Annotated in this window: 18 protein-coding genes; 7 read left to right on the top strand and 11 right to left on the bottom strand. The window is 66.9% G+C overall.

What is annotated here, in order from left to right:
* The first annotated feature begins 28 nt into the window (after nt 1-28).
* Together AC1DFU_RS16660 and AC1DFU_RS16655 are read left to right on the top strand one after the other, a co-directional pair.
* Complete coding sequence (locus AC1DFU_RS16660; RefSeq protein ID WP_441590791.1) at nt 29-784, top strand: sulfite exporter TauE/SafE family protein; 756 nt, start codon at nt 29-31, stop codon at nt 782-784.
* Between the two features lie 239 nt (nt 785-1,023).
* Entirely contained in the window at nt 1,024-1,527 is a 504-nt protein-coding gene (locus AC1DFU_RS16655; RefSeq protein WP_255370904.1) for an RcnB family protein, read from the top strand.
* Nucleotides 1,528-1,597: 70 nt separating this feature from the next.
* Here AC1DFU_RS16655 and AC1DFU_RS16650 read toward each other — a convergent pair whose 3' ends face one another.
* The 8 genes from AC1DFU_RS16650 to AC1DFU_RS16615 all read right to left on the bottom strand — a co-directional run bounded on the left by AC1DFU_RS16650 (nt 1,598) and on the right by AC1DFU_RS16615 (nt 9,277).
* Nucleotides 1,598-3,049, bottom strand: a complete 1,452-nt coding sequence (locus AC1DFU_RS16650; protein WP_255370905.1) for a Fic family protein — start codon at nt 3,047-3,049, stop codon at nt 1,598-1,600.
* Nucleotides 3,050-3,329: 280 nt separating this feature from the next.
* Entirely contained in the window at nt 3,330-4,220 is an 891-nt protein-coding gene (gene prmB, locus AC1DFU_RS16645; RefSeq protein WP_092297570.1) for a 50S ribosomal protein L3 N(5)-glutamine methyltransferase, read from the bottom strand.
* Nucleotides 4,221-4,280: 60 nt separating this feature from the next.
* Nucleotides 4,281-5,432, bottom strand: a complete 1,152-nt coding sequence (gene dapE, locus AC1DFU_RS16640) for a succinyl-diaminopimelate desuccinylase (RefSeq protein ID WP_441590794.1) — start codon at nt 5,430-5,432, stop codon at nt 4,281-4,283.
* A 22-nt stretch (nt 5,433-5,454) separates the two neighbouring features.
* Complete coding sequence (locus AC1DFU_RS16635; RefSeq protein WP_092297576.1) at nt 5,455-5,802, bottom strand: arsenate reductase; 348 nt, start codon at nt 5,800-5,802, stop codon at nt 5,455-5,457.
* 5 nt (nt 5,803-5,807) lie between these two features.
* Nucleotides 5,808-6,167 (bottom strand): hypothetical protein, encoded by a 360-nt coding sequence (locus tag AC1DFU_RS16630; RefSeq protein WP_244844656.1) that lies wholly within the window; start codon nt 6,165-6,167, stop codon nt 5,808-5,810.
* Nucleotides 6,168-6,260: 93 nt separating this feature from the next.
* On the bottom strand, nt 6,261-7,088 hold the full coding sequence (gene dapD, locus AC1DFU_RS16625; protein WP_092297582.1) for a 2,3,4,5-tetrahydropyridine-2,6-dicarboxylate N-succinyltransferase: 828 nt from the start codon (nt 7,086-7,088) through the stop codon (nt 6,261-6,263).
* A gap of 68 nt (nt 7,089-7,156) precedes the next feature.
* Complete coding sequence (dapC, locus tag AC1DFU_RS16620) at nt 7,157-8,362, bottom strand: succinyldiaminopimelate transaminase (RefSeq protein WP_441590797.1); 1,206 nt, start codon at nt 8,360-8,362, stop codon at nt 7,157-7,159.
* A 75-nt stretch (nt 8,363-8,437) separates the two neighbouring features.
* The gene (locus tag AC1DFU_RS16615; RefSeq protein WP_092297588.1) at nt 8,438-9,277 is read right to left on the bottom strand and encodes a ferritin-like domain-containing protein; all 840 of its coding nucleotides are present in this window, start codon (nt 9,275-9,277) and stop codon (nt 8,438-8,440) included.
* Nucleotides 9,278-9,728: 451 nt separating this feature from the next.
* Between AC1DFU_RS16615 and smc the strand changes: the two genes are divergently transcribed.
* The 4 genes from smc to def are packed head-to-tail and all read left to right on the top strand — an operon-like array spanning nt 9,729 to nt 17,302.
* On the top strand, nt 9,729-13,244 hold the full coding sequence (gene smc, locus AC1DFU_RS16610) for a chromosome segregation protein SMC (protein WP_477159670.1): 3,516 nt from the start codon (nt 9,729-9,731) through the stop codon (nt 13,242-13,244).
* Between the two features lies 1 nt (nt 13,245).
* Nucleotides 13,246-14,607: a cell division protein ZipA C-terminal FtsZ-binding domain-containing protein gene (locus AC1DFU_RS16605; RefSeq protein WP_441590799.1), complete on the top strand. Its 1,362-nt coding sequence runs from the start codon at nt 13,246-13,248 to the stop codon at nt 14,605-14,607.
* An 11-nt stretch (nt 14,608-14,618) separates the two neighbouring features.
* Entirely contained in the window at nt 14,619-16,772 is a 2,154-nt protein-coding gene (gene ligA, locus AC1DFU_RS16600) for an NAD-dependent DNA ligase LigA (protein ID WP_092297598.1), read from the top strand.
* Nucleotides 16,769-17,302: a peptide deformylase gene (gene def / locus AC1DFU_RS16595; RefSeq protein ID WP_092297601.1), complete on the top strand. Its 534-nt coding sequence runs from the start codon at nt 16,769-16,771 to the stop codon at nt 17,300-17,302. Before ligA ends, def begins: the two co-directional genes overlap by 4 nt.
* Nucleotides 17,303-17,352: 50 nt before the next feature.
* Here the strand turns inward: def and AC1DFU_RS16590 are convergent, their stop codons facing one another.
* The 3 genes from AC1DFU_RS16590 to map all read right to left on the bottom strand — a co-directional run bounded on the left by AC1DFU_RS16590 (nt 17,353) and on the right by map (nt 22,780).
* Entirely contained in the window at nt 17,353-19,278 is a 1,926-nt protein-coding gene (locus tag AC1DFU_RS16590; RefSeq protein ID WP_441590801.1) for a pseudouridine synthase, read from the bottom strand.
* 30 nt (nt 19,279-19,308) lie between these two features.
* Nucleotides 19,309-21,882 (bottom strand): [protein-PII] uridylyltransferase, encoded by a 2,574-nt coding sequence (locus AC1DFU_RS16585; RefSeq protein WP_092297604.1) that lies wholly within the window; start codon nt 21,880-21,882, stop codon nt 19,309-19,311.
* Nucleotides 21,883-21,961: 79 nt separating this feature from the next.
* Nucleotides 21,962-22,780, bottom strand: coding sequence for a type I methionyl aminopeptidase (map, locus tag AC1DFU_RS16580; RefSeq protein ID WP_092297607.1), 819 nt, complete (start codon nt 22,778-22,780; stop codon nt 21,962-21,964).
* A 334-nt stretch (nt 22,781-23,114) separates the two neighbouring features.
* On the opposite strand from map, the gene rpsB reads away from it, so the two are divergent.
* Nucleotides 23,115-23,858 carry a 30S ribosomal protein S2 gene (rpsB, locus tag AC1DFU_RS16575; RefSeq protein ID WP_092297610.1) on the top strand — a complete coding sequence of 248 codons (744 nt, stop codon included), beginning with the start codon at nt 23,115-23,117 and terminating at the stop codon, nt 23,856-23,858.
* The last annotated feature ends 137 nt before the right edge of the window (nt 23,859-23,995 follow it).

The following is a 23,995-nucleotide window of genomic DNA, read 5'->3' as shown; positions in this document are numbered from 1 at the left end:
CGCCCCGTTACGCCCCTTCCGCCCCCTCATGTCCGTCGATCCGGTCGTCATCCTCATTGCCCTCGGCGCCGCCGTTGCCGGCTTCGTTCAGGGCCTGTCCGGGTTCGCGTTCGGCATGGTCGCCATGTCGTTCTGGGCATGGGGCGTGGATCCGCGCATGGCGTCGGCCATGTCGGTGTTCGGCGCGCTCACCGGGCAACTGCTGGCCGCGTTCACGGTCCGCCGCAAGTTCCATCTGGCCACCGTGCTGCCGTTCCTGATCGGCGGGGCGGTCGGCATCCCGATCGGGGTGTCGATCCTGCCGAAGCTGGATATCCACCTGTTCAAGCTCTGCCTCGGCATCATCCTCGTGATCTGGTGCCCGATCATGCTGTTCTCGGCCAAGCTGCCGCCCATCCGTCGCGGCGGGCGGCTGGCGGACGCCGTGGTCGGTGGAATCGGCGGCATCCTGGGTGGCATCGGCGGGTTCACGGGTATCGCGCCCACGCTCTGGTGCACGCTGCGCGGCTTCGACAAGGATACCCAGCGCGTGGTGATCCAGAACTTCAACCTCGGGGCCTTGATGGTGACGATGGCCGTCTACATCGGTACCGGCATCGTCACCCGGGACATGCTGCCGATGTTCGCCATCGTCGCCCCGGCCATGCTGATTCCCACGCTGCTCGGCACGCGGGTCTATCTGGGGATCAGCGACATCATGTTCCGCCGCATTGTGCTGACGCTGCTCACGGGCTCGGGGTTGGCCATGCTGGCGTCGTCGGTGCCGCAACTGCTCACCCGCTGACCGGCCGGGGTGGCAGTTGCTACACGCCCGCGCCGTTTTTACCGGTTGCCGTGCAGAAAACGCATATCGCGGCAGGCCACATCTTCCATCCGGTAAGTGATTGAAATCATTCGGGAAAACCGCCTCGCGCCGACGGCTGGGCGGGTATATGCCGATGCGGGCCCCGCAATTGCTACTAAGCTGATTTGGGGGCTGCCCGCGCCCGGGCGGCCTGACGTTCCATCTGTGAGGAGATCACGATGAAAACGAAGTTGTTAATAACCTCCCTGGTGGCGGCAGGCATGCTGGCCGCACCATTCGCGATGGCGCAACAGAGCCAGGGCCAGATGCCCGGCCAGACCCAGCCATCCGGCCCGACACCCATGCCCGCACCGGGCCAGGCTGGCGCGACGCCGCCATCGGCCACACCAATGCCACCTGCCTCGCAGGGCAAGCCACGCAGCACTGCGCCCGCACCGAAGAGCCAGGGCATGTCCCAAGGCGGGACGTCCTCGGATTCCATGAGCAGTTCGGGCCGCACCGGCTCGCAGCCGATGGGTGCCCAGTCGCCCTACGCGCCGCAGAAGTGGAACAAGGGTGACAAGCTGCCGGCGGAATTCCGCGACCGCCAGTACGTCATCGACAAGTACAAGGATTACAACCTGCCCGCACCGCGCAAGGGCTATCACTGGGTCGGCGTGGGTGCCGATTACTACCAGGTGTCGTCCAACGGGACGATCTACTCGGTGGGGCCGGGAGGCTGAGTGGTCTGCTAATGAGTAAACAACTAATTAGTAAACAGCAGGGCAACGGGCACGTCGGCGTGCCCGTTTTTCATGGTGCGACTGGATCGGACTCGTCCGAAAAGAACACGTCCTTGACGGCGGCCTCGATGGCGTCGAACGCGGCCGGCTGCACGCGCAGGGCCAGTTGCTTGCGCCAGCGGTTGGAAACGCGGCCTTTCTCGCGGAAGCAGCTCGAAACCAGCGTGGCAAGGTCCGCGTTGCGGATGTCGAACTGTGCATCCACACGCTTGGCCACTTCGTCATAGCCGATCAGGAAGCGCGTTTCGGCTTCCAGGTCGTGCTCCAGGGCCTCCCGGACCATGCGCACGCCGAATTCCACGCACGACGTGGCATCCCAGTAGCGATAGGGCGTGGCCCCGGCGCTGGTCTCGCAATCGAACTGTTGATCGCCCAGCACCCGCACCCGCCAGAGCGCGCGCACCGGCTTGGAGAAGCTCTCCAGCGCGGCGAGGTAGTCGGCTTCATGCCGCTTGATGGCCACCGAGACCGGCAGCAGGAAGCCTTTGGCCATCTTGCCCGAGCGGCACAGCGCGTGGTGGATCAGGAAGCGCGAGAGCCGCCCGTTGCCGTCCATGAACGGGTGGATGAAGACGAACCAGAACGACACCACGCTCGCCACGATCAGCGGGTCCACGTTGGCCGGCGGATCGTTGGCGAAGTCTTCCAGCGCCTGCATCAGGCCGGGCACGTCGTCCGGCACCGGCGGCACGTAGGTGACGGACGCCGGCCCGTTGCCGCCCCGGCGCAGCCAGTTCTGCTCGGTGCGGTACTGCATCGCCTGGTCGAACGGGTTGGAGATGACATCGTTCTGGAGTTCGGTCAGATACTCCTCGCTCAACGGCCGCTTTTCATGCGCGTGGCGCAGCAGCTGGACGAAGCGCTCGGACTTGTCCTGCGTGGCGCTCTCCCGTTCGATCTCGAACGAACTGTCGGTCTCGCTCAGGTAGGCCCAGTGCAGCGCGCGGTCCAGGATGTCCGGGCCGACTGAGGCGATAAAGGCGTCCATGCGCCCGAAGACGTCCATGTCGAGAATCGACTGGATGGTCTCGGTGCGGCGCACGGTGACGCAGTAGTCCAACTCGCCCAGCCCGTTGAAGCGCACGCGCCAGCGCGGATGGAGCTTGCCCGGCGCGGCGGTGTAGTAGCGCGCCGGGTCGAACAGATTGACGTAGGGAACCTTGTCGGAGAGGGTGGGCGTGAGCGTCTGGCCGGTGAAGTGCTCCCACAGCATGGCCGCGATACGCCCGAAGCGGCTGGTGGGGTGCAGGTCCAGTTCGGCCTGCATTTCCGCCTGCGGCACCTGGGGCAGCGCCTGGGACAGGATGGCGAGGTTCACGCCCTCGTGCTTGATGGCGAAGAGCGTATGGGCGAGGAGTGGGGCGTCATCGGACGGCGCCACCTTGCGCGGGAACAGGATGGCGTCGGGCATCTCCAGGATGCGCGTCGTGGCGCCCGAGCGTGCCTCGCGGGTCACGGGCACCAAGGGTGACGTGAGGTGGTTCCGGACCCACGCATAGCCAACCTGCCGCATGTGATGCACGCCATTCCCTCCAATGTGATCAATAAGACCCAACAAAATTCGCGCTAAACGCACAAATTTTATATTTGGAGGCCAGGTTGTCTACTTTTTTTTAGGGAGACCGGGAAAACTTAGAAAAACCGTCGTTTCGCGGCCCCGCCGCCCACCAAATTCGCGCTGAACGAACCGAATTTATATTTCGGCCGATTTTCCGCACAAAATTTTAGGGCGAGGCGGGATTTCAGTCAGGAAGTGCGTCGTAAGTCACCAAGAACACCTGTTCGTCGCCAGCGCTGACCGGCAGCCAGATGATGTCCAGGTTGGGGAAGGCCGTCTCGACGTTGGTCTGCTCGTTGCCGATCTCCACCACCAGCACGCCACCCGGATTGAGCCGCTTCTTCGCGCCGGCGATGATCCGACGCACGATGTCCATGCCATCGTCGCCCCCGGCCAGCGCGATGCGCGGTTCGGCCAGGTACTCCGGCGGCAGGTCGCGCATCGACTGCTCGTTGACGTACGGCGGATTGGTCAGGATGACATCGTAGGTGGCGCCCGACGGCAGCGGCGCGTACAGATCCCCTTCATACAGCGCGATGCGCTCGCCCATCTTGTAGTCGGCCACGTTGCGGCGCGCCACGGCCAGGGCATCGGGGGAGATGTCCACGGCATCGATCCGGGCGTTCGGCCAGACGTGCGCGGCGATGATCGGCAGGCAGCCCGACCCGGTGCAGAGTTCCAGCGCGGTGGTAATCCCGTCCGTCTCGCCCAGCCACGGCTCCAGGCCTTCCTGGAGCAATTCGCCGATGAAGCTGCGCGGCACGATCACGCGGGAGTCCACGTAGAAGCGCAGGCCGTGCATGAACGCCTCGTGCGTGATGTAGGCGGCCGGCACGCGCTCGGTCACGCGGCGCTCGATCACGTCGAGCACGGCTTGCACCTCTTCGGGCAGCAGGCGCGCGTCCAGGAACGGGTCGAGCGTGTCGAGCGGCAGGTTCAGCGTATGCAGCACCAGGTAGGCCGCTTCATCGTAGGCATTGGCGCTGCCGTGGCCGAAGGACAGCTTGGCGGCGGTGAAGCGCGAGACCGCCAGGCGCAGCAGGTCGCGGACGGTTTGCAGGGGGGAAGAGGCCATGGGAGACACCACAATAAGGATAAGAAAAGGGGCCGCCAGGGCCCCCGTCGTCGCTGCCGGTCAGGCGATCAGCCGTTCCAGCACGCCGCGGTAGACATTCTTCAGCGGCTCGATGAAGCGCACTTCCACATGCTCGTCGATCTTGTGGATGCTCGCGTTAGGCGGGCCGAACTCGATCACCTGCGGGCAGATCTTGGCGATGAAACGCCCATCGGAGGTGCCGCCAGTCGTCGACAGCTCGGTCTTGACCCCCATCTCGGCCGCGATGGCGGCGCTCAACGCGTCGGACAGGTCGCCGCGCGGGGTCAGGAACGGTTCGCCGCCCAGCGTCCAGTCGAGCGTGTACTCAAGGCCGTGCTGGTCGAGGATGGCATGCACGCGGGCCTTCAGGCCGTCCGGCGTGCTGGCCGTCGAGAAGCGGAAATTGAAGTCGATGGTCACGTGGCCCGGAATCACGTTGGTCGCGCCCGTACCGCCATGGATGTTCGACATCTGCCACGTGGTGGGCGGGAAGTACTCGTTGCCCTGGTCCCAGGTCTCGGCGACCAGCGTGGTCAGCGCCGGCGCGGCCAGGTGGATCGGGTTGCGGGCCAGGTGCGGATAGGCGATATGCCCCTGCACGCCCTTGACCGTCAGCTTGCCGGACAGCGAGCCGCGCCGGCCGTTCTTGACCATGTCGCCTAGGGTGTCCACCGAAGTCGGCTCGCCGATCACGCAGTAGTCCAGCCGCTCGCCGCGCGCCTTGAGGGCCTCCACCACCTTCACGGTGCCGTCGTGCGCCGGGCCTTCCTCGTCGCTGGTGATCAGGAAGGCGATGGAGCCGGCGTGGGCCGGGTGCTTGGCCACGAATTCCTCCACGGCGACCACGAAGCCGGCGATGGAGGTCTTCATGTCCGCCGCGCCCCGGCCGTAGAGCTTGCCGTCGCGGTGGGTGGGCTGGAACGGGTCCGATTGCCACTGGTCCACCGGGCCGGTGGGCACCACGTCAGTATGGCCGGCGAAGGCCAGCAGCTTGCCCGCCGTGCCCGCCGTGCCGCGCTTCACCGCCCACAGGTTCGTCACGCGGAAGTCGTCGGGGCCGCTGACGAGGTTTTCGCACACGAAGCCGAGGGCCTTCAGGCGGGATTCCAGCACGGCCTGGCAGCCTTCGTCAGCGGGCGTGACGGAGCGGCGGCGGATCAGGTCTTCGGTCAGGGCGAGGGTGGGGTTCATGTTGCGGTGGCGGCAGGAAAATTCAGAAAAGTGCGGCGTAGCCGTCGGCGGAAAAACCCACGCTGACCTGGCCGTTGCGGTCCAGCACGGGCCGCTTGATCAGGGACGGACTGGTTTGCATCAGCGCGATGGCGCCGGTTTCGGACTCGGCACTGGCCTTGTCCGCGTCGGACAGCGCGCGGTAGGTGGTGCCCTTCTTGTTCAGCAGCGTGGCCAGTGGCACGTGCTTGAGCCAGGCGCGCAGCAGCGTTTCGTCCACGCCTTGCTTCTTGAAGTCGTGGAACGTATACGGCACGCCGTTCGTGTCGAGCCAGGTGCGTGCCTTCTTGACGGTGTCGCAGTTCGGAATGCCGTAGAGCAGGACAGTCATGGTGATTATCGGAACAGCAGGTTGAGGGCGATGACCAGCCCGCCCAGGCCCAGCGCCACGCCGGTCATGGCCACGGCGGTCATCAGCCGCAGGCGGCGGTCCAGCCGGGCGGCTTCCTTGCGCAGCGCCTCGATGGTGATGGCGTGCTGCTCGGCCAGCAGCTTCACGGCCTCGGCCTGCTGCATGGCCGCCATTTCCAGTTCGGCGATGCGGGCGGCGGGGTCGCGCGGCTCCATCGTGCCGCCGATGTCCGGCTCGTCCTTGCGGCGGCCCTTCTTGATCTTCTCGATGGTCTTGTTGGCCTGGTCGAGGATGGTAGGGAGCAGGGAGAGCACGGTGCTGACAGTGGCGGGGTCTAGGGCCATGAGTCGCTTGCGGAGGGAGGGCATGGGCGAATCGGTTCGCCGCCGGCCATCCTCGACGAGGATGGCCGGCGGCGCTGCGGCGGCTTGTGCGGATCAGTCGCCGCGCAGCAGGTCGTTCAGGCTGGTCTTGGCGCGGGTTTGCGCGTCCACCTTCTTCACGATCACGGCGCAGTACAGGCTGTACTTGCCATCCTTGGACGGCAGGTTGCCGGCCACCACGACCGAACCGGCCGGGACGCGGCCATAGTGGATCTCGCCGGTTTCGCGGTCATAGATCTTGGTCGACTGGCCCAGGTACACGCCCATCGAGATCACCGAGTTCTCTTCCACGATCACGCCTTCCACCACTTCCGAGCGCGCGCCGATGAAGCAGTTGTCCTCGATGATCACCGGGTTGGCCTGCAGCGGCTCCAGCACGCCGCCGATGCCCACGCCGCCCGACAGGTGGACGTTCTTGCCGATCTGCGCGCACGAACCCACGGTGGCCCAGGTATCGACCATCGTGCCTTCATCCACATAGGCGCCAATGTTCACGTACGACGGCATCAGCACGGCGTTCTTGGCGATGAACGAACCACGGCGGGCCACGGCGGGCGGCACCACGCGGAAACCGGCGCGGGCGAAATCGTCGCCGGTCCAGTTGGCGAACTTGGTCGGCACTTTGTCGTAGAACTGTGCGAAGCCGCCAGCGGCCATCGGCGCGTTGTCTTCCAGGCGGAACGAGAGCAGCACGGCCTTCTTGATCCACTGGTTGACGACCCATTCCTTGCCTTGCTTTTCGGCCACGCGCAGGGCGCCGGCGTCGAGCTGGGAGATCACGTTGGCCACCGCCTCGCGGATGTCGTTCGGGGCGGACTTGGGCGACAGGCTGGCGCGGTCTTCCCAGGCCTGGTCGATCAGGGCTTGCAGTGCTTGCGTCATGGTCGTTTCTTTAGTGGTGATTGTTCAGGTAATTGTTCAGGCAAAAGCGTTGGTCCGCCGGAGCGGGATCAGTGCCCGCCCAGCGACTTGCAAAATTCGACGATCCGGCGCGCGCCTTCCACGCATTCGTCCGGCGTGGCCACCAGGGCCATTCGCACGCGGTTCTTGCCCGGGTTCACGCCATGGGCGTCGCGCGCGAGGTAGCTGCCGGGCAGCACAGCCACGTTCTGCTCGGCCAGCAGGCGCACGGCGAAGTCGGTATCGGACAACCCGGTGCGCGAGACATCGGCCCAGAGATAGAAGGCGGCATCGGGAAGTGCCACATCGAGCACTTCGGCCAGCATCGGCGTCACGGCGCTGAACTTCTTCACGTACGCCGCGCGGTTCTCGCGCACATGGGCCTCGTCGTTCCACGCGGCCACGCTGGCGGCCTGCACGGCAGGGTTCATGGCCGCGCCGTGGTAGGTACGGTATAGCAGGAATTTCTTGAGAATTGCCGGGTCGCCGGCCACGAAGCCCGAGCGCAGGCCCGGCACGTTCGAGCGCTTGGAGAGGCTCGAGAACATCACCAGCCGCTCGAAGCCGCGGCCCAGCTTGTGGGCGGCTTCCAGCGCGCCCAGCGGGGGGTTGGCTTCGTCGAAATAGATCTCGGAATAGCATTCATCCGAGGCGATCACGAAGCCGTGGCGATCGGACAATTCGAACAGTTGCTTCCAGTCCGCCAGCGACATCACGGCCCCGGTGGGATTGCCCGGCGAGCAGACGTACAGCAACTGGACGTCTTGCCAGGTCTCGGCGCCGATCTGGTCGAACGCGGGCGCAAAGTTGCGTGCCGGGTCGCTGTTGGCGAATACCGGCTTGGCGCCAGCCAGCAGCGTGGCGCCTTCGTAGATCTGGTAGAACGGGTTCGGGCACAGCACCAGCGGGTTGGGGCGGCTGGCGTCCACCACGGTCTGGGCGAAGGCGAACAGCGCCTCGCGCGAGCCGGTCACGGGCAGGACTTCCGTGGCGGCGTCCACTTTCGGCAGGCCGTAGCGGCGTTCCAGCCAGCCGGCGATGCCCTGGCGCAGTGCGTCGGTGCCGGCGGTGCTCGGGTAGCTGGCCAGTCCGGCCAGCGACGCGGTCATCGCCTGCTTGATGAATTCGGGGGTCGGATGCTTGGGCTCGCCAATGCCGAAGCTGATGGCTGGCTTGTCGGCGGGTTTGACGTCCGCCACCAGCACGCGCAGTTTCTCGAAGGGATAGGTCTGGAGCAGGTCGAGGCGCGGATTCACGGTGGCAGGCAGGCGGGGCGGTTGAAACCCGGCATTATAAAGGAATGCCGCCGACGCCCCGCGTGCCGGCTTCGCTTAATAAAGCATCACTCGCGACACCGTGGCCACCAGCGGCCGGCGGATGAACCGCTCCAGCGCCGCGTTCAGGTGCAGCGGACGCAACAGCATCTTCACCGTCATCTCGAGCGGCAGGTTCCGGCGCACCACGGCGCTGCACTGGGAGTTCAGCGCGCGCACGTCGCGCTCCGGCACGTCTTCCTGATTGCGCTCCACCCGCAGTACGTTGCGCAGCGCGATCTCGGCATCCTCGTTCTTGATTTCGAGCAAACGCCGCGCCAGCGCGCCCAGCACCCGGGCGCGCCCAATCCGCTCCTGCCCGTTCAAGGCATTGAAATAGCGGAAGAAATGCTTGTAGTGGCGTACCTCGTCGTTGGCGATGCGGCGCGTCAGGTCGCGCAGCACCGGCTCGTCGCTGGCCTGCTCCAGCGCGCGGTAGTAGGTGGCCGTGCCGGTCTCGACCACGCAGCGCGCCGCCATCTCCAGCGCGTGCGACCGCTCGAAATTGTCGATCGAGCAGGTCTTGCTGTATTCGTCGAAGAACCGCTGGTAGCCGCGCGGCCAGTCGAATTCCGGCCAGACATGCTCCACGTAGCGGCGCAGCGCGAAGCCGTGCTGCAGTTCCTCGGATTCCCAGTGCCGGGCGAGCCACGTGGCGGCCTCGGGCACATGGGCGTAGTAGGTGGCGAGGTTGCCTGCGTAGGTGTCGGAGCCGCTTTCGATAAACGATGCGGCGACGAGCAGGTAGAACAGCGTACGGTTGTCGCGCACCTTTTCCACGTCGATGGACGCGTAGTCGATGTCGGACACGGACCAGGGCAGGTCGTCCCGTTCCGGGGTCGCTTGGCTTACGGTCATGCACAGATCTCCAGGCAAATCGCGACCTGCAGGCGGCGTGTGACGGCCGGATGACGGTCGAGCGGCGGGGAGGGCGCTTCGCGCCGGAGGGGCTCCGGGGTCACGCCAGCATTCCAAGAGACTAGCACTAACCCTAGGAAGTTTCTTTTGGATTTGCCGCGTGGGCGTCGCATCGCGGTGTTGCGGTCACGCAGCAGCCACCTCGAAACCGCTTGCATGAATAGACGCAACTCGTGGAAAAGCAAGGATTTTCCGGGCGGGGAATGGGAGGTCCGAAACGCCGCCCATCGGGCGATAAAGCGGCCGGACGAACGGTGCGCGATGGTATGATTACCGCCAATCTAATCGGGCCCCAACGGGTCGCATGAGACGTAGACGTCACGTCGCGTCGAGCGCCTCCGGGGCAGCCCGGCTTTTCCAACATTCGTAACGCCCAAACCACACGACAACCGTGCGACTGTCCTCGATCAAGCTGGCGGGCTTCAAGTCCTTCGTCGATCCCACCAATTTTCAAGTGCCCGGCCAACTGGTCGGCATCGTCGGTCCCAACGGCTGCGGCAAATCCAACATCATCGACGCCGTGCGTTGGGTGCTGGGTGAGTCACGCGCGTCCGAACTGCGTGGCGAATCCATGCAGGACGTCATCTTCAACGGTTCCACCGCGCGCAAGCAGGCCGGGCGCGCCAGCGTGGAACTGGTGTTCGACAACGCCGAAGGCCGCGCCGCCGGCCAGTGGAGCCAATACGCCGAAGTGGCCGTCAAGCGCGTGCTGACCCGCGACGGCACCTCCTCGTACTACATCAACAACCAGCCGGTGCGCCGGCGCGACATCCAGGACATCTTCCTTGGCACCGGCCTCGGGCCGCGCGCCTACGCCATCATCGGGCAGGGCATGATCTCGCGGATCATCGAGGCCAAGCCCGATGACATGCGGATTTTCCTGGAAGAGGCCGCGGGCGTCTCCAAGTACAAGGAACGCCGCCGCGAGACCGAAAACCGCCTGGGCGACACGCGCGAGAACCTGACCCGCGTGGAAGACATCCTGCGCGAACTCGGCGCCAACCTCGACAAGCTGGAAGGCCAGGCCGAGGTGGCCCAGCGCTTCAAGACGCTGCATGCCGACGGCGAGGAAAAGCAGCAACTGCTGTGGCTGCTGCGCAAGCGCGAGGCCCAGGCCGAGCAGGAGCGCCATGCGCGCGCCATCGAGCAGGCCCAGATCGACCTGGAAGCCCAGACCGCTCAGCTACGCCATGTGGAAGCCGAGCTGGAGACGATGCGCGCGGCGCACTACGCCGCGTCGGACGGCATGCACGCCGCACAGGGCGCGCTGTACGAAGCCAATTCCGAGGTCAGCAAGCTCGAAGCCGAGATCCGCTATGTGGTGGAGTCGCGCAATCGCGTGCAGGCGCAGATCGCCGCGCTGACCACCCAGCGCGAGCAATGGCAGGGCAAGGCCGAGCAGGCCACCGAGGAACTGGCGCAGGCCGAGGAAAACCTCGCCCTGTCCGAGGCCCGCACCATCGAGGCGCAGGACGCCGTGGCGCAGAAGTCCGACGAACTGCCGACGCTGGAAGGCCAGTGGCGCGATGCCCAGCAACTGCTGAACGAGCAGCGCGCCGGCATCATGCAGGCCGAGCAGACGCTGAAGCTCGAGGCCGCCCAGCAGCGCAGTGCCGACCAGATGCTCCAGCAGCTGGAGCAGCGCAAGGAACGCCTGTCACTGGAAGACAAGGGGCTCGACCGCCCCGACGAGACCCGTCTGGAAGAACAACGCGGCGAACTGGCCGAGCAGGAAGCGATGCTCGAGGAAGCCCAGGCCTTGCTGATGGACAGCGAGGACCGCGTGCCGCGCCTGGACGGCGAGCGCCGCAGCGCGCAGGAGCGCGTGCAGAGCGAGGCCGCCGCCATCGCCGCGCTGGAAGCCCGCCTCTCCGCGCTGCGCCAGCTGCAGGAAAACGTGCAGACCGAAGGCAAGGTCCAGCCGTGGCTGGAGCGCCATGGTCTGGCCGAGCTGCCGCGCCTGTGGAAGAAGGTTCATATCGAGCCGGGCTGGGAAAATGCGCTCGAATCCGTGCTGCGCGAGAAGTTGGCCGCACTGGAAGTGTCCAACCTGGACTGGGTCAAGGCATTCCTGTCCGATGCCCCGCCCGCCAAGCTGGCCTTCTACTCGCCGCCGTCCGCCGCGCGGCCCGTGGACGCGCCGGCCGGGCTGCGTCCGCTGATGTCGCTGGTGCAGATCACCGAGCCGGGCATCCGCGCGGTCATGCAGGACTGGCTGGCCGACATCTACACCGCCACCGACATGGCACAGGCGCTGGCCGGGCGCGGCACGCTGCCCGAGGGCGCGCAGTTTGTCATCGCCGAAGGTCACCTGGTGGGCCGCAACGCGATCCAGATCTACGCTGCCGATTCGGAGCAGGCCGGCATGCTGGCCCGCGAGCAGGAAATCGAAAACCTGCAGAAGCAGGCGCGCGCGCAGATGCTGCTGTCCGACGAGGCCAAGACCCAGGCCGTGCGCGCGGAGTCGGCCTACACCCAGGCCAGTCAGGCGCTGGCCGAGGCCCGCACCCGTGCCGAGCAGGCCACGCGGCGCGTGCACACGTTGCAGATGGACGTGCTCAAGCTGTCGCAGGCGATGGAGCGATTCTCCGCCCGGAGCGGCCAGATCCGCGAGGAACTGTCGGAGATCGAGGCCCAGATCGAGGAACAGCGCGCCGTGCGTGCCGAGTCCGAGGCGACCTTCGAGCAGCACGACACCCAGCTGGCCGAGATGCAGGCGGCCCACGAAGACCACCAGATGGCCTTCGAGGCGCTGGACGGCAAGCTGACCGGCGCGCGCCAGCAGTTGCGCGATTTCGAACGGGCTGCGCAGGAGGCGGTGTTCGGCGAGCGCAATCTGTCCGGCCGCATCGACGAACTGCGCCGCAATATCCAGATGGCGGCGGACCAGTCCGAGCGGATCGCCGAATCGCTGGAAAACGCACGCGTCGAGCTTGAGACGATCAACGAGCAGACCGCCCACACCGGCCTGCAAGAGGCGCTGGAAGTGCGCGCCGAGAAGGAAGAGAAGCTGTCGGCGGCGCGCATCGAGCTGGATGCGCTGTCCGCACAGCTCCGCCAGTTCGACGAACAGCGCCTGGCCGCCGAGCGCAGCCTGCAGCCGCTGCGCGACCGCATCACCGAGTTGCAGCTCAAGGAGCAGGCTGCGCGCCTGAACCAGGAGCAGTTCACCGAGCAACTGACGACCGCACAGGTCGACGAGGTGGCGCTGGCCGAGAAGCTGACCGGCGACCTGAAGCCGTCCTACCTGCAAGGCGAGGTCACGCGTATCAACAACGCGATCAACGCGCTGGGCCCGGTCAACATGGCCGCGCTCGATGAACTGTCCGCCGCGCGCGAGCGCAAGACCTTCCTCGATGCCCAGTCGGCCGACCTGAACGACGCCATCAACACGCTCGAGGACGCCATTGCGAAGATCGACCAGGAGACGCGCGCGCTGCTGCAAGGCACGTTCGACCAGGTCAACCATCACTTCGGCGAGCTGTTCCCGCAGCTGTTCGGTGGCGGCCAGGCGCGCCTGATCATGACCGGCGAGGAAATCCTCGATGCCGGCGTGCAGGTGATGGCCCAGCCCCCGGGCAAGAAGAACTCGACGATTCACCTGCTGTCCGGCGGCGAGAAGGCGCTGACCGCGATTGCGCTCGTGTTCGCGATGTTCCAGCTCAACCCGGCGCCGTTCTGCCTGCTGGACGAGGTGGACGCGCCGCTCGACGATGCCAATACCGAGCGCTACGCCAACATGGTGGCGCACATGTCCGACAAGACCCAGTTCGTGTTTATTTCTCACAACAAGATAGCGATGGAGATGGCCCACCAGCTGATCGGCGTGACCATGCAGGAGCAAGGCGTGTCGCGGATCGTGGCGGTGGATATGGATGCAGCAGTGTCTATGGCGGAGGCCGCTTGAGATGGAACTGCAAAACGCTCTGATCATCGCCGGTGTCATCCTGTTGCTGTTGCTGGTGGCGTACAACCGCTGGCAGATCCACAAGGCGCGCCGCGTGCGGCCGCTGATGCCTGACGACGACCTGCCGCCCATGCGCGAGCCGGTGGTGGGCAAGACCGTGCATCCCGAGACGGCCGCCAAGCTGCAGGAGCTGCCGCCCGAGCACATCGCCCGGCGCGAGCCCACGCTAGGCGAGGCTGGCAAGATGGCCAGGCCTGAGGTGAAGCCAGCCACCCGGCAGGAGTCGAAGCACGACGCCGAGGTAGCCACTGCCACCGCCGCCGCGCATGCAGCCGCAGGTTCGGCCGATGCGGACGAGATCGTCGCCGACGAAGTGGCCGTGGCGGCATCGCCGGCCATGGCGCAGCCTGCCAGCCGGAATGAGCAAGCCGACGAGGACAGCGATCAGGCCCAAACCGCCACCGTGGCGGCGCCCGCGCCGAAGCCCGCCGCCCCGGAGGCCGCCCCCGCTGGGATGGACGGCCAGCCGGCCCAGGCGGTGATCGACCCGCTGATCGACTGCATCGTGCCGATGCACCTTGAACGCAAGGCGTCTGGCGACCGCATCCTGCCGCTGACGGGCCGGCTGCGCCGCGCCGGGACCAAGCAGGTCCATATCGAGGGCCTGCGTGCCGAAGCCAACGCCTGGGAGCCGGTGACTGCCGGCCACCAGTACGAGGACATCCAGGTCGCCGTGCAGCTGGCCAACCGCAGCGGCCCGCTGAACGCGCTGGAGTTCTCCGAATTCGTCAATGCCGTGGAGGCGCTGGCCGAGGCGCTCGATGCATCGGCAGACCTCCCCGACATGACCGAGACCGTCGCCAACGCCCGCGAGTTGGACGGCTTTGCCGCCGGCGCCGACGTGCAGCTTGGCGTGAACGTGATTTCCGATGGCGCGCCGTGGTCGGCCGCCTATGTGCAGACCGTGGCCACGCAGGACGGGCTGGTGCTGTCCCGCGACGGCACGCGCTTCATCCGCTATGAACCGGGCGCCGATGGCGTGCAGAAGCCGCTGTTCACGCTGCAGTTCGGCGACACGAACTTCCTGCGCGATGACCTGACCGTCAACGCCGGCCGCCAGATCACGCTGCTGCTGGACGTGCCGCAGGCCGCGCAGGCCGTCAAGCCGTTCAAGACCGTGTGCGAGTACGGCTACAGCCTCGCCCAGCGCATGGGCGCCCAGCTCGTGGACGACAACATGCGGCCGCTGACCGAGGCTTCGTTCGTGGCGATCTTCGCCCAGCTCGAAAAGCTGTACGAGAAGCTCGAGGCGCGCGGCATGCCCGCCGGCTCATCGGCGGCCCAGCGCCTGTTCAGCCTGTAAGGAAGCCTGCCATGACCGCCAAGACTCAGGGCGCGCAGGCTCCGGCCTCCGCGCCCCCCGGCGCGTTGCCGGCCGACGCCGCCGCCACCGCGCGCGTGCAATGGCTGCGCGATGAACTCGATCGCCACGCCTACCAGTATTACGTGCTCGATGATCCGTCGATTCCGGACGCCGAGTACGATGCGCTGTTCAGCGAACTCCAGGCGCTGGAGACCGAGCATCCCGACTTGCTGACCGACGATTCGCCCACGCAGCGCGTGGGCGGCGCGCCGCTGTCCGCGTTCGACTCCGTGCGGCATCGCGTGCCGATGCTGTCGCTGAACAACGGCTTCGCCGACGAGGACGTCGTCAATTTCGACCGCCGCTGCGCCCAGGGGCTGGGCCGGACCGCCGCCGCGCCCGCGCCGGCTGACGACCTGTTCAGCGCCGCCGAGGCGACCGATCAGGCCGTGGAATACGCCTGCGAACTGAAGTTCGACGGTCTGGCCATGTCGCTGCGCTATGAGGACGGCAAGCTCGTGCAGGCCGCCACGCGCGGCGACGGCGAGACCGGCGAGGATGTGACCGTCAACGTGCGAACCATCAAGGCGATTCCGCTGAAGCTGCGCGGCAAGGCGCCGGCCGTGCTGGAAGTGCGCGGCGAGGTCTTCATGTACCGCGCCGAGTTCGACAAGCTCAACGCGCGCCAGGCCGAGGCCGGCGAGAAGACCTTCGTCAATCCGCGCAACGCGGCCGCCGGCAGCCTGCGGCAGCTCGATCCGCGCATCACGGCCAAGCGCCCGCTGTCTTTCTTCGCCTACGGTATCGGCGAGTTGCAGGGCGCGGACCGGCCCGCCACCCACAGCGTAATGCTCGACGGCTTTGCCGGGCTGGGCCTGCCGGTCTGCACCGAGCGCCAGGTGGTGAAGGGGGCGCAGGGCCTGCTGGCCTTCTATCGCGATATTGGCGCGCGCCGCGACCAGCTGCCGTACGACATCGACGGCGTGGTCTACAAGGTCAACGCGATTGCCGAGCAGGAGCAGCTTGGCTTCGTCTCGCGCGCGCCGCGCTTTGCGCTGGCGCACAAGTTCCCGGCGCAGGAGATGACGACGACCGTCGAGGACATCGAGGTGCAGGTGGGCCGCACGGGCGCCATCACGCCCGTGGCGCGGCTCGCGCCGGTGTTCGTGGGCGGCGTGACCGTGACCAACGCCACGCTCCACAACGAGGACGAGATCCGTCGCAAGGATGTGCATATCGGCGATACGGTGATCGTGCGCCGAGCCGGCGACGTGATTCCCGAGGTGGTGGCCGTGGTGCTGGAACGGCGCCCGGCTGACGCGCGCGCGTTCGTCATGCCGACCACCTGCCCGGTGTGCGGCTCGCACGTGGAGCGGCTGGAGGACGAGGCCATCGCCCGTTGCACCGGCGGCCTGATCTGCGCCGCGCAGCGCAAGCAGGCGCTGCTGCACTTCGCCCAGCGCCGTGCGATGGACATCGAGGGCCTGGGCGACAAGGTGGTGGAGCAACTGGTCGATCTGGGCATTGTCCGCACCCCGGCGGACCTCTTCAAGCTCGGCGTAGCCAAGCTGGCCGCGCTGGACCGGATGGCCGACAAGTCGGCGACGAACCTCGTGGCCGCCATCGACAAGTCGCGCAGCACCACGCTGAACCGCTTTATCTTCGCGCTGGGCATCCGCCACGTGGGCGAGGCCACGGCCAAGGATCTCGCCAAGCACTTTGGCAAGCTGGACAACCTGCTGGCCGCCGACGAGGCCGCGCTGCTCGACGTCAACGACGTCGGGCCGGTGGTGGCGCAGTCGATCGCCAACTTCCTGGGCGAGCCGCACAACGTGGAGGTGGTCGAGCAGCTGCGCGCCGCCGGCGTACACTGGCCGGAGAGCGAGCCTGCGGCCCGCGCGCCGCTGCCGCTGGCCGGCAAGACCTTCGTGCTGACCGGCACGCTGCCGACGCTTTCGCGCGAGGACGCCAAGGCGCGGCTGGAAGCGGCCGGCGCCAAGGTGGCCGGCTCGGTGTCGAAGAAGACCGACTACGTGGTGGCTGGCGCCGAGGCGGGCAGCAAGCTCGAAAAGGCGCAGGCGCTCGGCGTGGCGGTGATCGACGAGGATGGCATGTTGGCGCTACTGGCCGACGCCACGGGCGCACAACCGGAGGACGCGCAATGATCCGTGACATTTTGAAGATGGGAGATTCGCGCCTGACGCAGGTGGCGCGGCCCGTGACTGCGTTCAACACGCCCGAGCTGCGCGTGCTGATCGACGATATGTTCGACACGATGGCGCACGCCAACGGCGCCGGCCTGGCCGCGCCGCAGATTGGCGTGGACCTGCAGGTGGTGATCTTCGGCTTCGACAGCAACCCGCGCTATCCGGACGCCCCGATGGTGCCGAAGACGGTGCTGATCAATCCGGTGCTGGAACCGCTCTCCGACGAGATGGAAGAGGGCTGGGAAGGGTGCCTGTCGGTGCCGGGGCTGCGAGGCGTGGTGCCGCGCCATGCCCGACTGAAGTATTCGGGATTCGACCCGATGGGGAACCCGATCGAGCGGGTGGCCGATGGCTTCCATGCGCGCGTGGTGCAGCATGAGTGCGACCACCTGATCGGCGTGCTGTACCCGATGCGGGTGAAGGACTTCACGCGCTTCGGCTTCACCGAGGTGCTGTTCCCGGAGCTGCCGGCGAACTACGACGATTGAGGCGGCTGGCCTCCCTCACCGCTTGCCGGCGAGGGAGGCGCAACCTGACGTCAGAACTTCTCGAACGCCCCCAGGAAGCGCCACTGGCCCGGCGGCAGGTCGCCCAGCACGATGCGGCCCATGCGCACGCGCTTCAGGCCCACCACGCGCAGGCCAACCTGCTCGCACATGCGGCGAATCTGGCGCTTGCGGCCTTCGCGCAACACGAAGCGCAGCTGCTCCTCGTTCTGCCAGCTCACCTTGGCGGGCTTCAGCGGCACGCCGTCGAGCGACAGGCCGTGGCGCAGCCGCTCGATCTCCTCGGCCGGAAACACGGTGCTGATGTCTCGCTCGACCGGACCTTCCGGCGATTCCCAGACCACGCGGACCAGATATTCCTTCTCCACATTCGAGTCGTCGCCGATCAGCGCGCGTGCCACGCGGCCGTCCTGCGTCAGCACGAGCAGGCCGGTGGAGTCGATATCGAGACGGCCGGCCGGGGCCAGGTTCTTGCGCTGCCACGGCTGGAAACGCTTGCGGGTGGGGTCTTCGGCCCACTGGTTCTCGGGCGCGAACAGCACGGCGGCCGGCTCGTAGCCGTCTTCGGCCTGACCTGAGACATAGCCGACAGGCTTGTTGATCAGCACGGTCACGCGCTCGCCCTGTTCGGAGCGGGCGGCCTGCAGGATCTCGATCTCGGCGTCGGGGCGGACGCGCGAACCCAGTTCGGTCACGGCCTTGCCGTCCACGTGCACCCAGCCACGCGGAATCCACTCGTCGGCCTCGCGGCGCGAGCAGAGGCCCAGCTCCGACATGCGCTTGGACAGGCGGATGAGACCGTCGTCGTTGGCCTCCGCCTGCTGCCGGACCGGCTCGCGCGCCTCGGCGCGGGGCGCCGGACGCTCGGGTCGCACCGGGCGCGCACGATCGGCGGTGTCGCTGAAGCGACGGGTCGGCGCGGCAGGACGGCGCGCGTCATCGCCATCGGCACGACGCTGCGGCGGACGGCGCTCGTCATCGCCATAACGGCGCGGCGGGCGGGCTTCGTCCTCACCGAAACGGCGCGGACGCGGCGCGCCGCGGTCGTCATTGCCGAAGCTGCGCTGGGGCGGACGGCGGTCGTCGCCGCTGAAACCACGCTGCGGGGGACGGCGGTCGTCGCCGCTGAAGCCGCGTTGCGGGGGGCGGCGGTCATCGCCGCTGGAACCACCCTGCGGCGGGCGGCGCTCGTCATCGCCATACCGGCGCGGCGGGCGGGCTTCATCGTCACCGAAACGGCGCGGACGCGGCGCGCCGCGATCATCGTTGCCGAAGCTGCGCTGGGGCGGGCGGCGGTCGTCGCCGCCGAAGCCACGTTGCGGGGGACGGCGATCATCGCCGCCGAAGCCACGTTGCGGCGGGCGGCGCTCGTCATCGCCATAACGGCGCGGCGGGCGGGCCTCGTCATCGCCGAAACGGCGGGGACGCGGCGCACCGCGATCATCGTTCCCGAAGCTGCGCTGGGGCGGACGGCGATCATCGCCGCCGAAGCCACGCTGCGGCGGGCGGCGTTCGTCATCGCCATAGCGGCGCGGCGGACGGGCTTCGTCGTCACCAAAACGACGGGGGCGGGGCGGACGGTCGTCGCCACCGGCGCCACGCTGGGGCGGACGGCGGTCATCGCCGCTGAAACCACGCTGCGGCGGGCGTCGCTCGTCGTCGCCATAGCGGCGCGGCGGCCGATCCCCCTCGGGGCGCGGACGGGCAGGGCGCGCCGGGCGCTCTCCACGATCCGCCCGATCAGGCCGGGCGGCGCCCTCGGCGGGAGCGGCCTTGCGCTTGTTGCGCTCGCCCGCGCGTTCCCGCGCCTCCTTGATGCCCGTCACCACGTCCTGCACGCGCTTGCGGTTCAGGTCGGAGACGCGCACCGGGCGGGTGGGCTTGCGCGGCGCGTCCGAGGTGGACGTGGCGGTCTTGATGCCCAGCGTCTTGCGGCCGGGCGTTTTGCTGTCTGTCATATCGTTGCGTTTGCCCGACCCGCATTGCCATCAGATGGCTAGCGCGTCGAGCAAATCCTGTTCAAGCTGAATCTGCAATCGGTTGTCGGCGGCAAGACGGCTGCCATCGACCAGGAACACGTCTTCGACGCGCTCCCCCAGGGTGTTGATGCGCGCCGAATGCACGGACACGCGATGTTGGGCCAGTACGCGGGCGATCGCGTAGAGCAGGCCGGTTCGGTCGTTGGCGGACAGGGACAGCAGGTAGAACTGCCCGCGCTCGTCGGCCCGCAGGTCCACGCGGGGCTTGATCGGGAAGCTGCGCGACTGGCGCGACAGCCGGCCCTGCGCCGGATCGGGCAGCGGGCACTCCAGCCGCAGCCGTTCCGCCAGTTCGTGTTCGACCAACGCGAGGATGTCGCGATAGTCGCCCGCCAGGCCAGGGTCGGTCACCTGGAAGGTGTCCAGCGCGTAGCCGTGGCGTGTGGTGTGGATCTTGGCGTCCTGAATCGAGAACGCCTTTCGTTCGAAATAGCCGCAGATGCGCGCGAAGAGGTCAGGCTGGTCCTTGACGTAGACGGCAATCTGCAGGCCCTCGCCAGCCGGCGAGATGCGTGCCTTGACCACCGCCGCGTCGCTATCCACCTTGTTGAACAGATGGCGCGTGAGCCAGGCGATGTCGCGGGCATCGTGGCGCAGGAAGAACGAGACGTCGAGCTTGTCCCAGAGCGGCCTGCCCAGTTCGGGGTCGAACGCCTTGAGCCGCAACTGGGCGATGGTGTCGTCCCGGCGCTGGGCCCAGAGCGAATGCGGGTCGAGCTGCGCGCCGCCGAGCACGCGCAGGGTGATGCGGTACAGGTCTTCGAGCAGCTTGCCCTTCCAGGCATTCCACACCTTGGGGCTGGTGCCGCGGATATCGGCCACGGTCAGCAGGTAGAGCGCGGTCAGGTAGCGTTCATTGCCCACCACGCCGGCGAAGGCCTTGACCACGTCCGGATCGGTCAGGTCCTGCTTCTGCGCCACGTGGCTCATGGTCAGGTGATGCTCGACGAGCCAGGCGATCAGGTCGGTGTCCTCGCGCGAAATGCCGTGCTGCTTGCAGAAGCGGCGCGCATCGACGGTGCCGAGCTTGGAGTGGTCCCCGCCCCGGCCCTTGGCGATGTCGTGGAACAGCGCGGCCACCCAGAGCACCCACGGGCGGTCGAAGCTGGCCATCAACTGGCTGCAGAACGGGAACTCGTGCGTGTGCTCGACGATGGCGAAGCGGCGGATATTGCGCACCACCATCAGGATGTGCTGGTCCACGGTGTAGACGTGGAACAGGTCGTGCTGCATCTGGCCGACGATGCGCCGGAAATTGATCAGGTAGCGGCCCAGCACGCTGGTCTGGTTCATCAGCCGCAGCGCGTGGGTGATACCCTGCGGCTCTTGCATGATGGCCAGGAACAGGCGGCGGTTCTCGGGATCGTTGCGCCAGCTCGCGTCCATGACCGTGCGCGCGTTGTAGAGCCCGCGCAGCGTACGGGGGGAGATGCCTTTCACGCCCGGCGTGCGCTCGTAGAGCAGGAAGGTCTCCAGGATTGCGTGCGGATCGCGCTCGTACAGGTCGTCGCTGGTGATTTCCAGCATGCCCTGGCGTTCCACGAAGCGGTCGTTGATCACGCGTGTGACCTTCGATTCACTCGGAAACAGCATCGCCTCGATATTGAGCAGCAGTACGCTGTTGAGCTGCGTCACCGCCTTGGCGGCCCAGTAGAAGCGGCGCATCAACTGTTCGCTGGCGCGCTTGTGCGTGGTCTGCCGATAGCCGAAGGACTCGGCCAGCGCGGTTTGCAGGTCGAACACCAGCACGTCCTGCCGGCGGCCGGCCAGCAGGTGCAGCCGTGCGCGAATCGTGCGCAGCAGGCGCTCGTTGCGGGTGAGTTCCTGCGCCTCGCGCTCGGTCAGCAGGCCGCGCTCGAACAATTCCTTCCAGCTGTCGCCGAGGCCCGCCGCCTGCGTCATCCACAGGATGACCTGCAGGTCGCGCAGGCCGCCCGGGCTTTCCTTGCAGTTGGGCTCCAGCGCGTAGGGCGTGTCCTGGTACTTGGCGTGGCGCTGGCGCATTTCCAGCAGCTTGGCCTGGAAGAAGTCGGCGGCGTCGAGGTCCGCCAGATAGCGCCGGTGCATGTCGGCGAACAGTGCTTTGTTGCCGATCAGCAGGCGCGCTTCGAGCAGCGAGGTGCGGATGGTGATGTCGCCCGCCGCCTCGCGCAGGCAGTCGTCGACGGTACGTACCGACGAGCCGATCTCGAGTCCCAGATCCCAGCACAGGCCGATGAAGCGCTCCAGCTTGCCCGCCATCTCCGCGTCCGGCTCGGCCGGCAGCAGGAGCAGCACGTCCACGTCGGAATGCGGGAACAGCTCGCCACGGCCATAGCCACCCACCGCCACCAGCGCGGCGCTGGCGGGCAACTCCAGGCCGGTCCAGGCATCGATCAACGCGGCATCCACGGCACGGCGCAGCCGCGTGACCAGCGGATTGACCTGATTGTGCGCGTCGAATTCGGCGAAGAGCGCTTGCTTGTCGGCGCGCAGCTTGTCGCGGATGCGCTGGCAAAGCAGGAGTTCCGGCGTGGTGTCCATGGTGGGGGCGGTGTGGGTCGCGGGCACGGCTGGAAGTAGAAAGGGCGCCGCGGTCGGCGCCCTGGCGGTCAACGCGGCGTCAGGCCGCGACGGGTTCGGTAATGAAGGCCGGCGGCACGGGCGAGCCGGCCGACAGCGTCAGCACCTCGAAGCCGGTGTCCGTCACCAGCACGGTGTGCTCCCACTGCGCGGACAGGCTGCGGTCACGCGTCTTCACGGTCCACTGGTCGGGCATGGTGCGGATGTCGCGCTTGCCGGCGTTGATCATCGGCTCGACGGTGAAGATCATGCCGGACTTGATCTCGGTGCCCGTGTTGGGGCGGCCATAGTGCAGCACCTGCGGGTCCGAGTGGAACACCTTGCCGATGCCGTGGCCGCAGTACTCGCGCACCACGCTGTAGCCGGAAGCTTCGGCGTGCACCTGGATGGCATGGCCGATATCGCCCAGGCGTGCGCCATTGCGCACTTGCTGGATACCCTTCCACATGCACTCGTAGGTAACCTGCGCCAGGCGCTTGGCCAGGATCGAACCCTCGCCCACGATGAACATGCGGCTGGTGTCGCCGTAATAGCCTTCCTTCGTGATTACGGTGATATCGAGATTCACCGCGTCGCCGCTCTTGAGCACGCGGTCGCCCGGAATGCCGTGGCAGATCACGTCGTTGACCGAGGTGCAGATCGCGCCGGGGAAGGGCGGGTAGCCCGGCGGCGCGTAGTTCAGCGGCGCCGGCACGGTGCCTTGCACGTCACGCATATAGGCGTGGCAGAGCTTGTCGAGTTCGCCCGTGGTCACTCCGGGGACGATATGGGGCGTGATGTAGTCGAGGACCTCGGAGGCAAGGCGGCAAGCCACGCGCATTTGGGCGATGTCTTCGGCGGTATTCAGGTGGATGCTCATGCTGCTTCGCCAGAAATAAGTGACGGCGGGGCCGCGGGCCGCGCCGGTAATCGATTCGCAAAGTGGGATTATCGCACCATCGCGCCCCGAAAGCAGGGATTTGGCGGCGCCCGGGCCAAGAATTGGCGGGCTGGCGGGTGCGCGAGGGGCCAGACAGGGCTTGAGCCCGACGCCATTTTGTTGCTACAATCGCGGGCTGACTTGCTGCTGGCTGATGCCGGTGGCGGGTCGGGAAGCAAATTTTATTAGTAAATCGCTGGTCCGCCCATCCGGGGTGTTCCTTTTCAGGAATGTCGGGGCGGACTTCAGACCTAACCCTATTGGAGTACCTCTCATGTCCGTGACTATGCGCGAAATGCTGGAAGCCGGTTGCCACTTTGGCCACCAAACCCGCTTCTGGAACCCGAAGATGGCCCCCTTCATCTTCGGTCATCGCAACAAGATCCACATTATCAACCTCGAAAAGACCCTGCCGATGTTCCAGGACGCGATGAAGTACGTGCGTCAACTGGCAGCAAACCGCGGTAGCGTGCTTTTCGTGGGTACCAAGCGTCAATCGCGCGAAATCCTGGCTGAAGAAGCTGGCCGCGCTGGCATGCCCTACGTCGACGCCCGCTGGCTCGGCGGCATGCTGACGAACTTCAAGACCGTCAAGATCTCGATCAAGCGCCTGAAGGACATGGAAGCCGCCAAGGAAGCCGGCGCGCTGGACACCATGAGCAAGAAGGAAGCGCTGATGTTCGAGCGCGAGATGGCCAAGCTGGAAAAGTCCATCGGCGGCATCAAGGACATGGGCGGCGTGCCTGACGCCATCTTCGTGGTGGACGTGGGCTACCACAAGATCGCCGTGACGGAAGCCGCCAAGCTGGGCATCCCCGTGATCGGCGTGGTTGACACGAACCACTCGCCGGAAGGCATCGATTACGTGATCCCGGGTAACGACGACTCGAGCAAGGCCGTGGCCCTGTACGTGCGCGGCGTGGCCGACGCCATCCTGGAAGGCCGCGCCAATGCGGTTCAGGAAGTGGTGGAAGCTGCACGTGGCGGCGACGAATTCGTCGAAGTCCAGGAAGGCTGATTGCCCGCTGGCGCCTGAGGCCGGGGTACACCGGCCGCCGGCGCCCGCCTTGCGGCACATGGAAAAGGGGGCACTTCTGGCGCCCCCTTTTTGCAAACTGCGAAACGCAGTGCGCCGCAAGCTGAAACTGACTTTGT

Source organism: Cupriavidus sp. 10L45, assembly GCF_056395225.1.
Note: the sequence above shows the minus strand (reverse complement) of the source record. Positions and strands in the feature narration are given on the sequence as shown.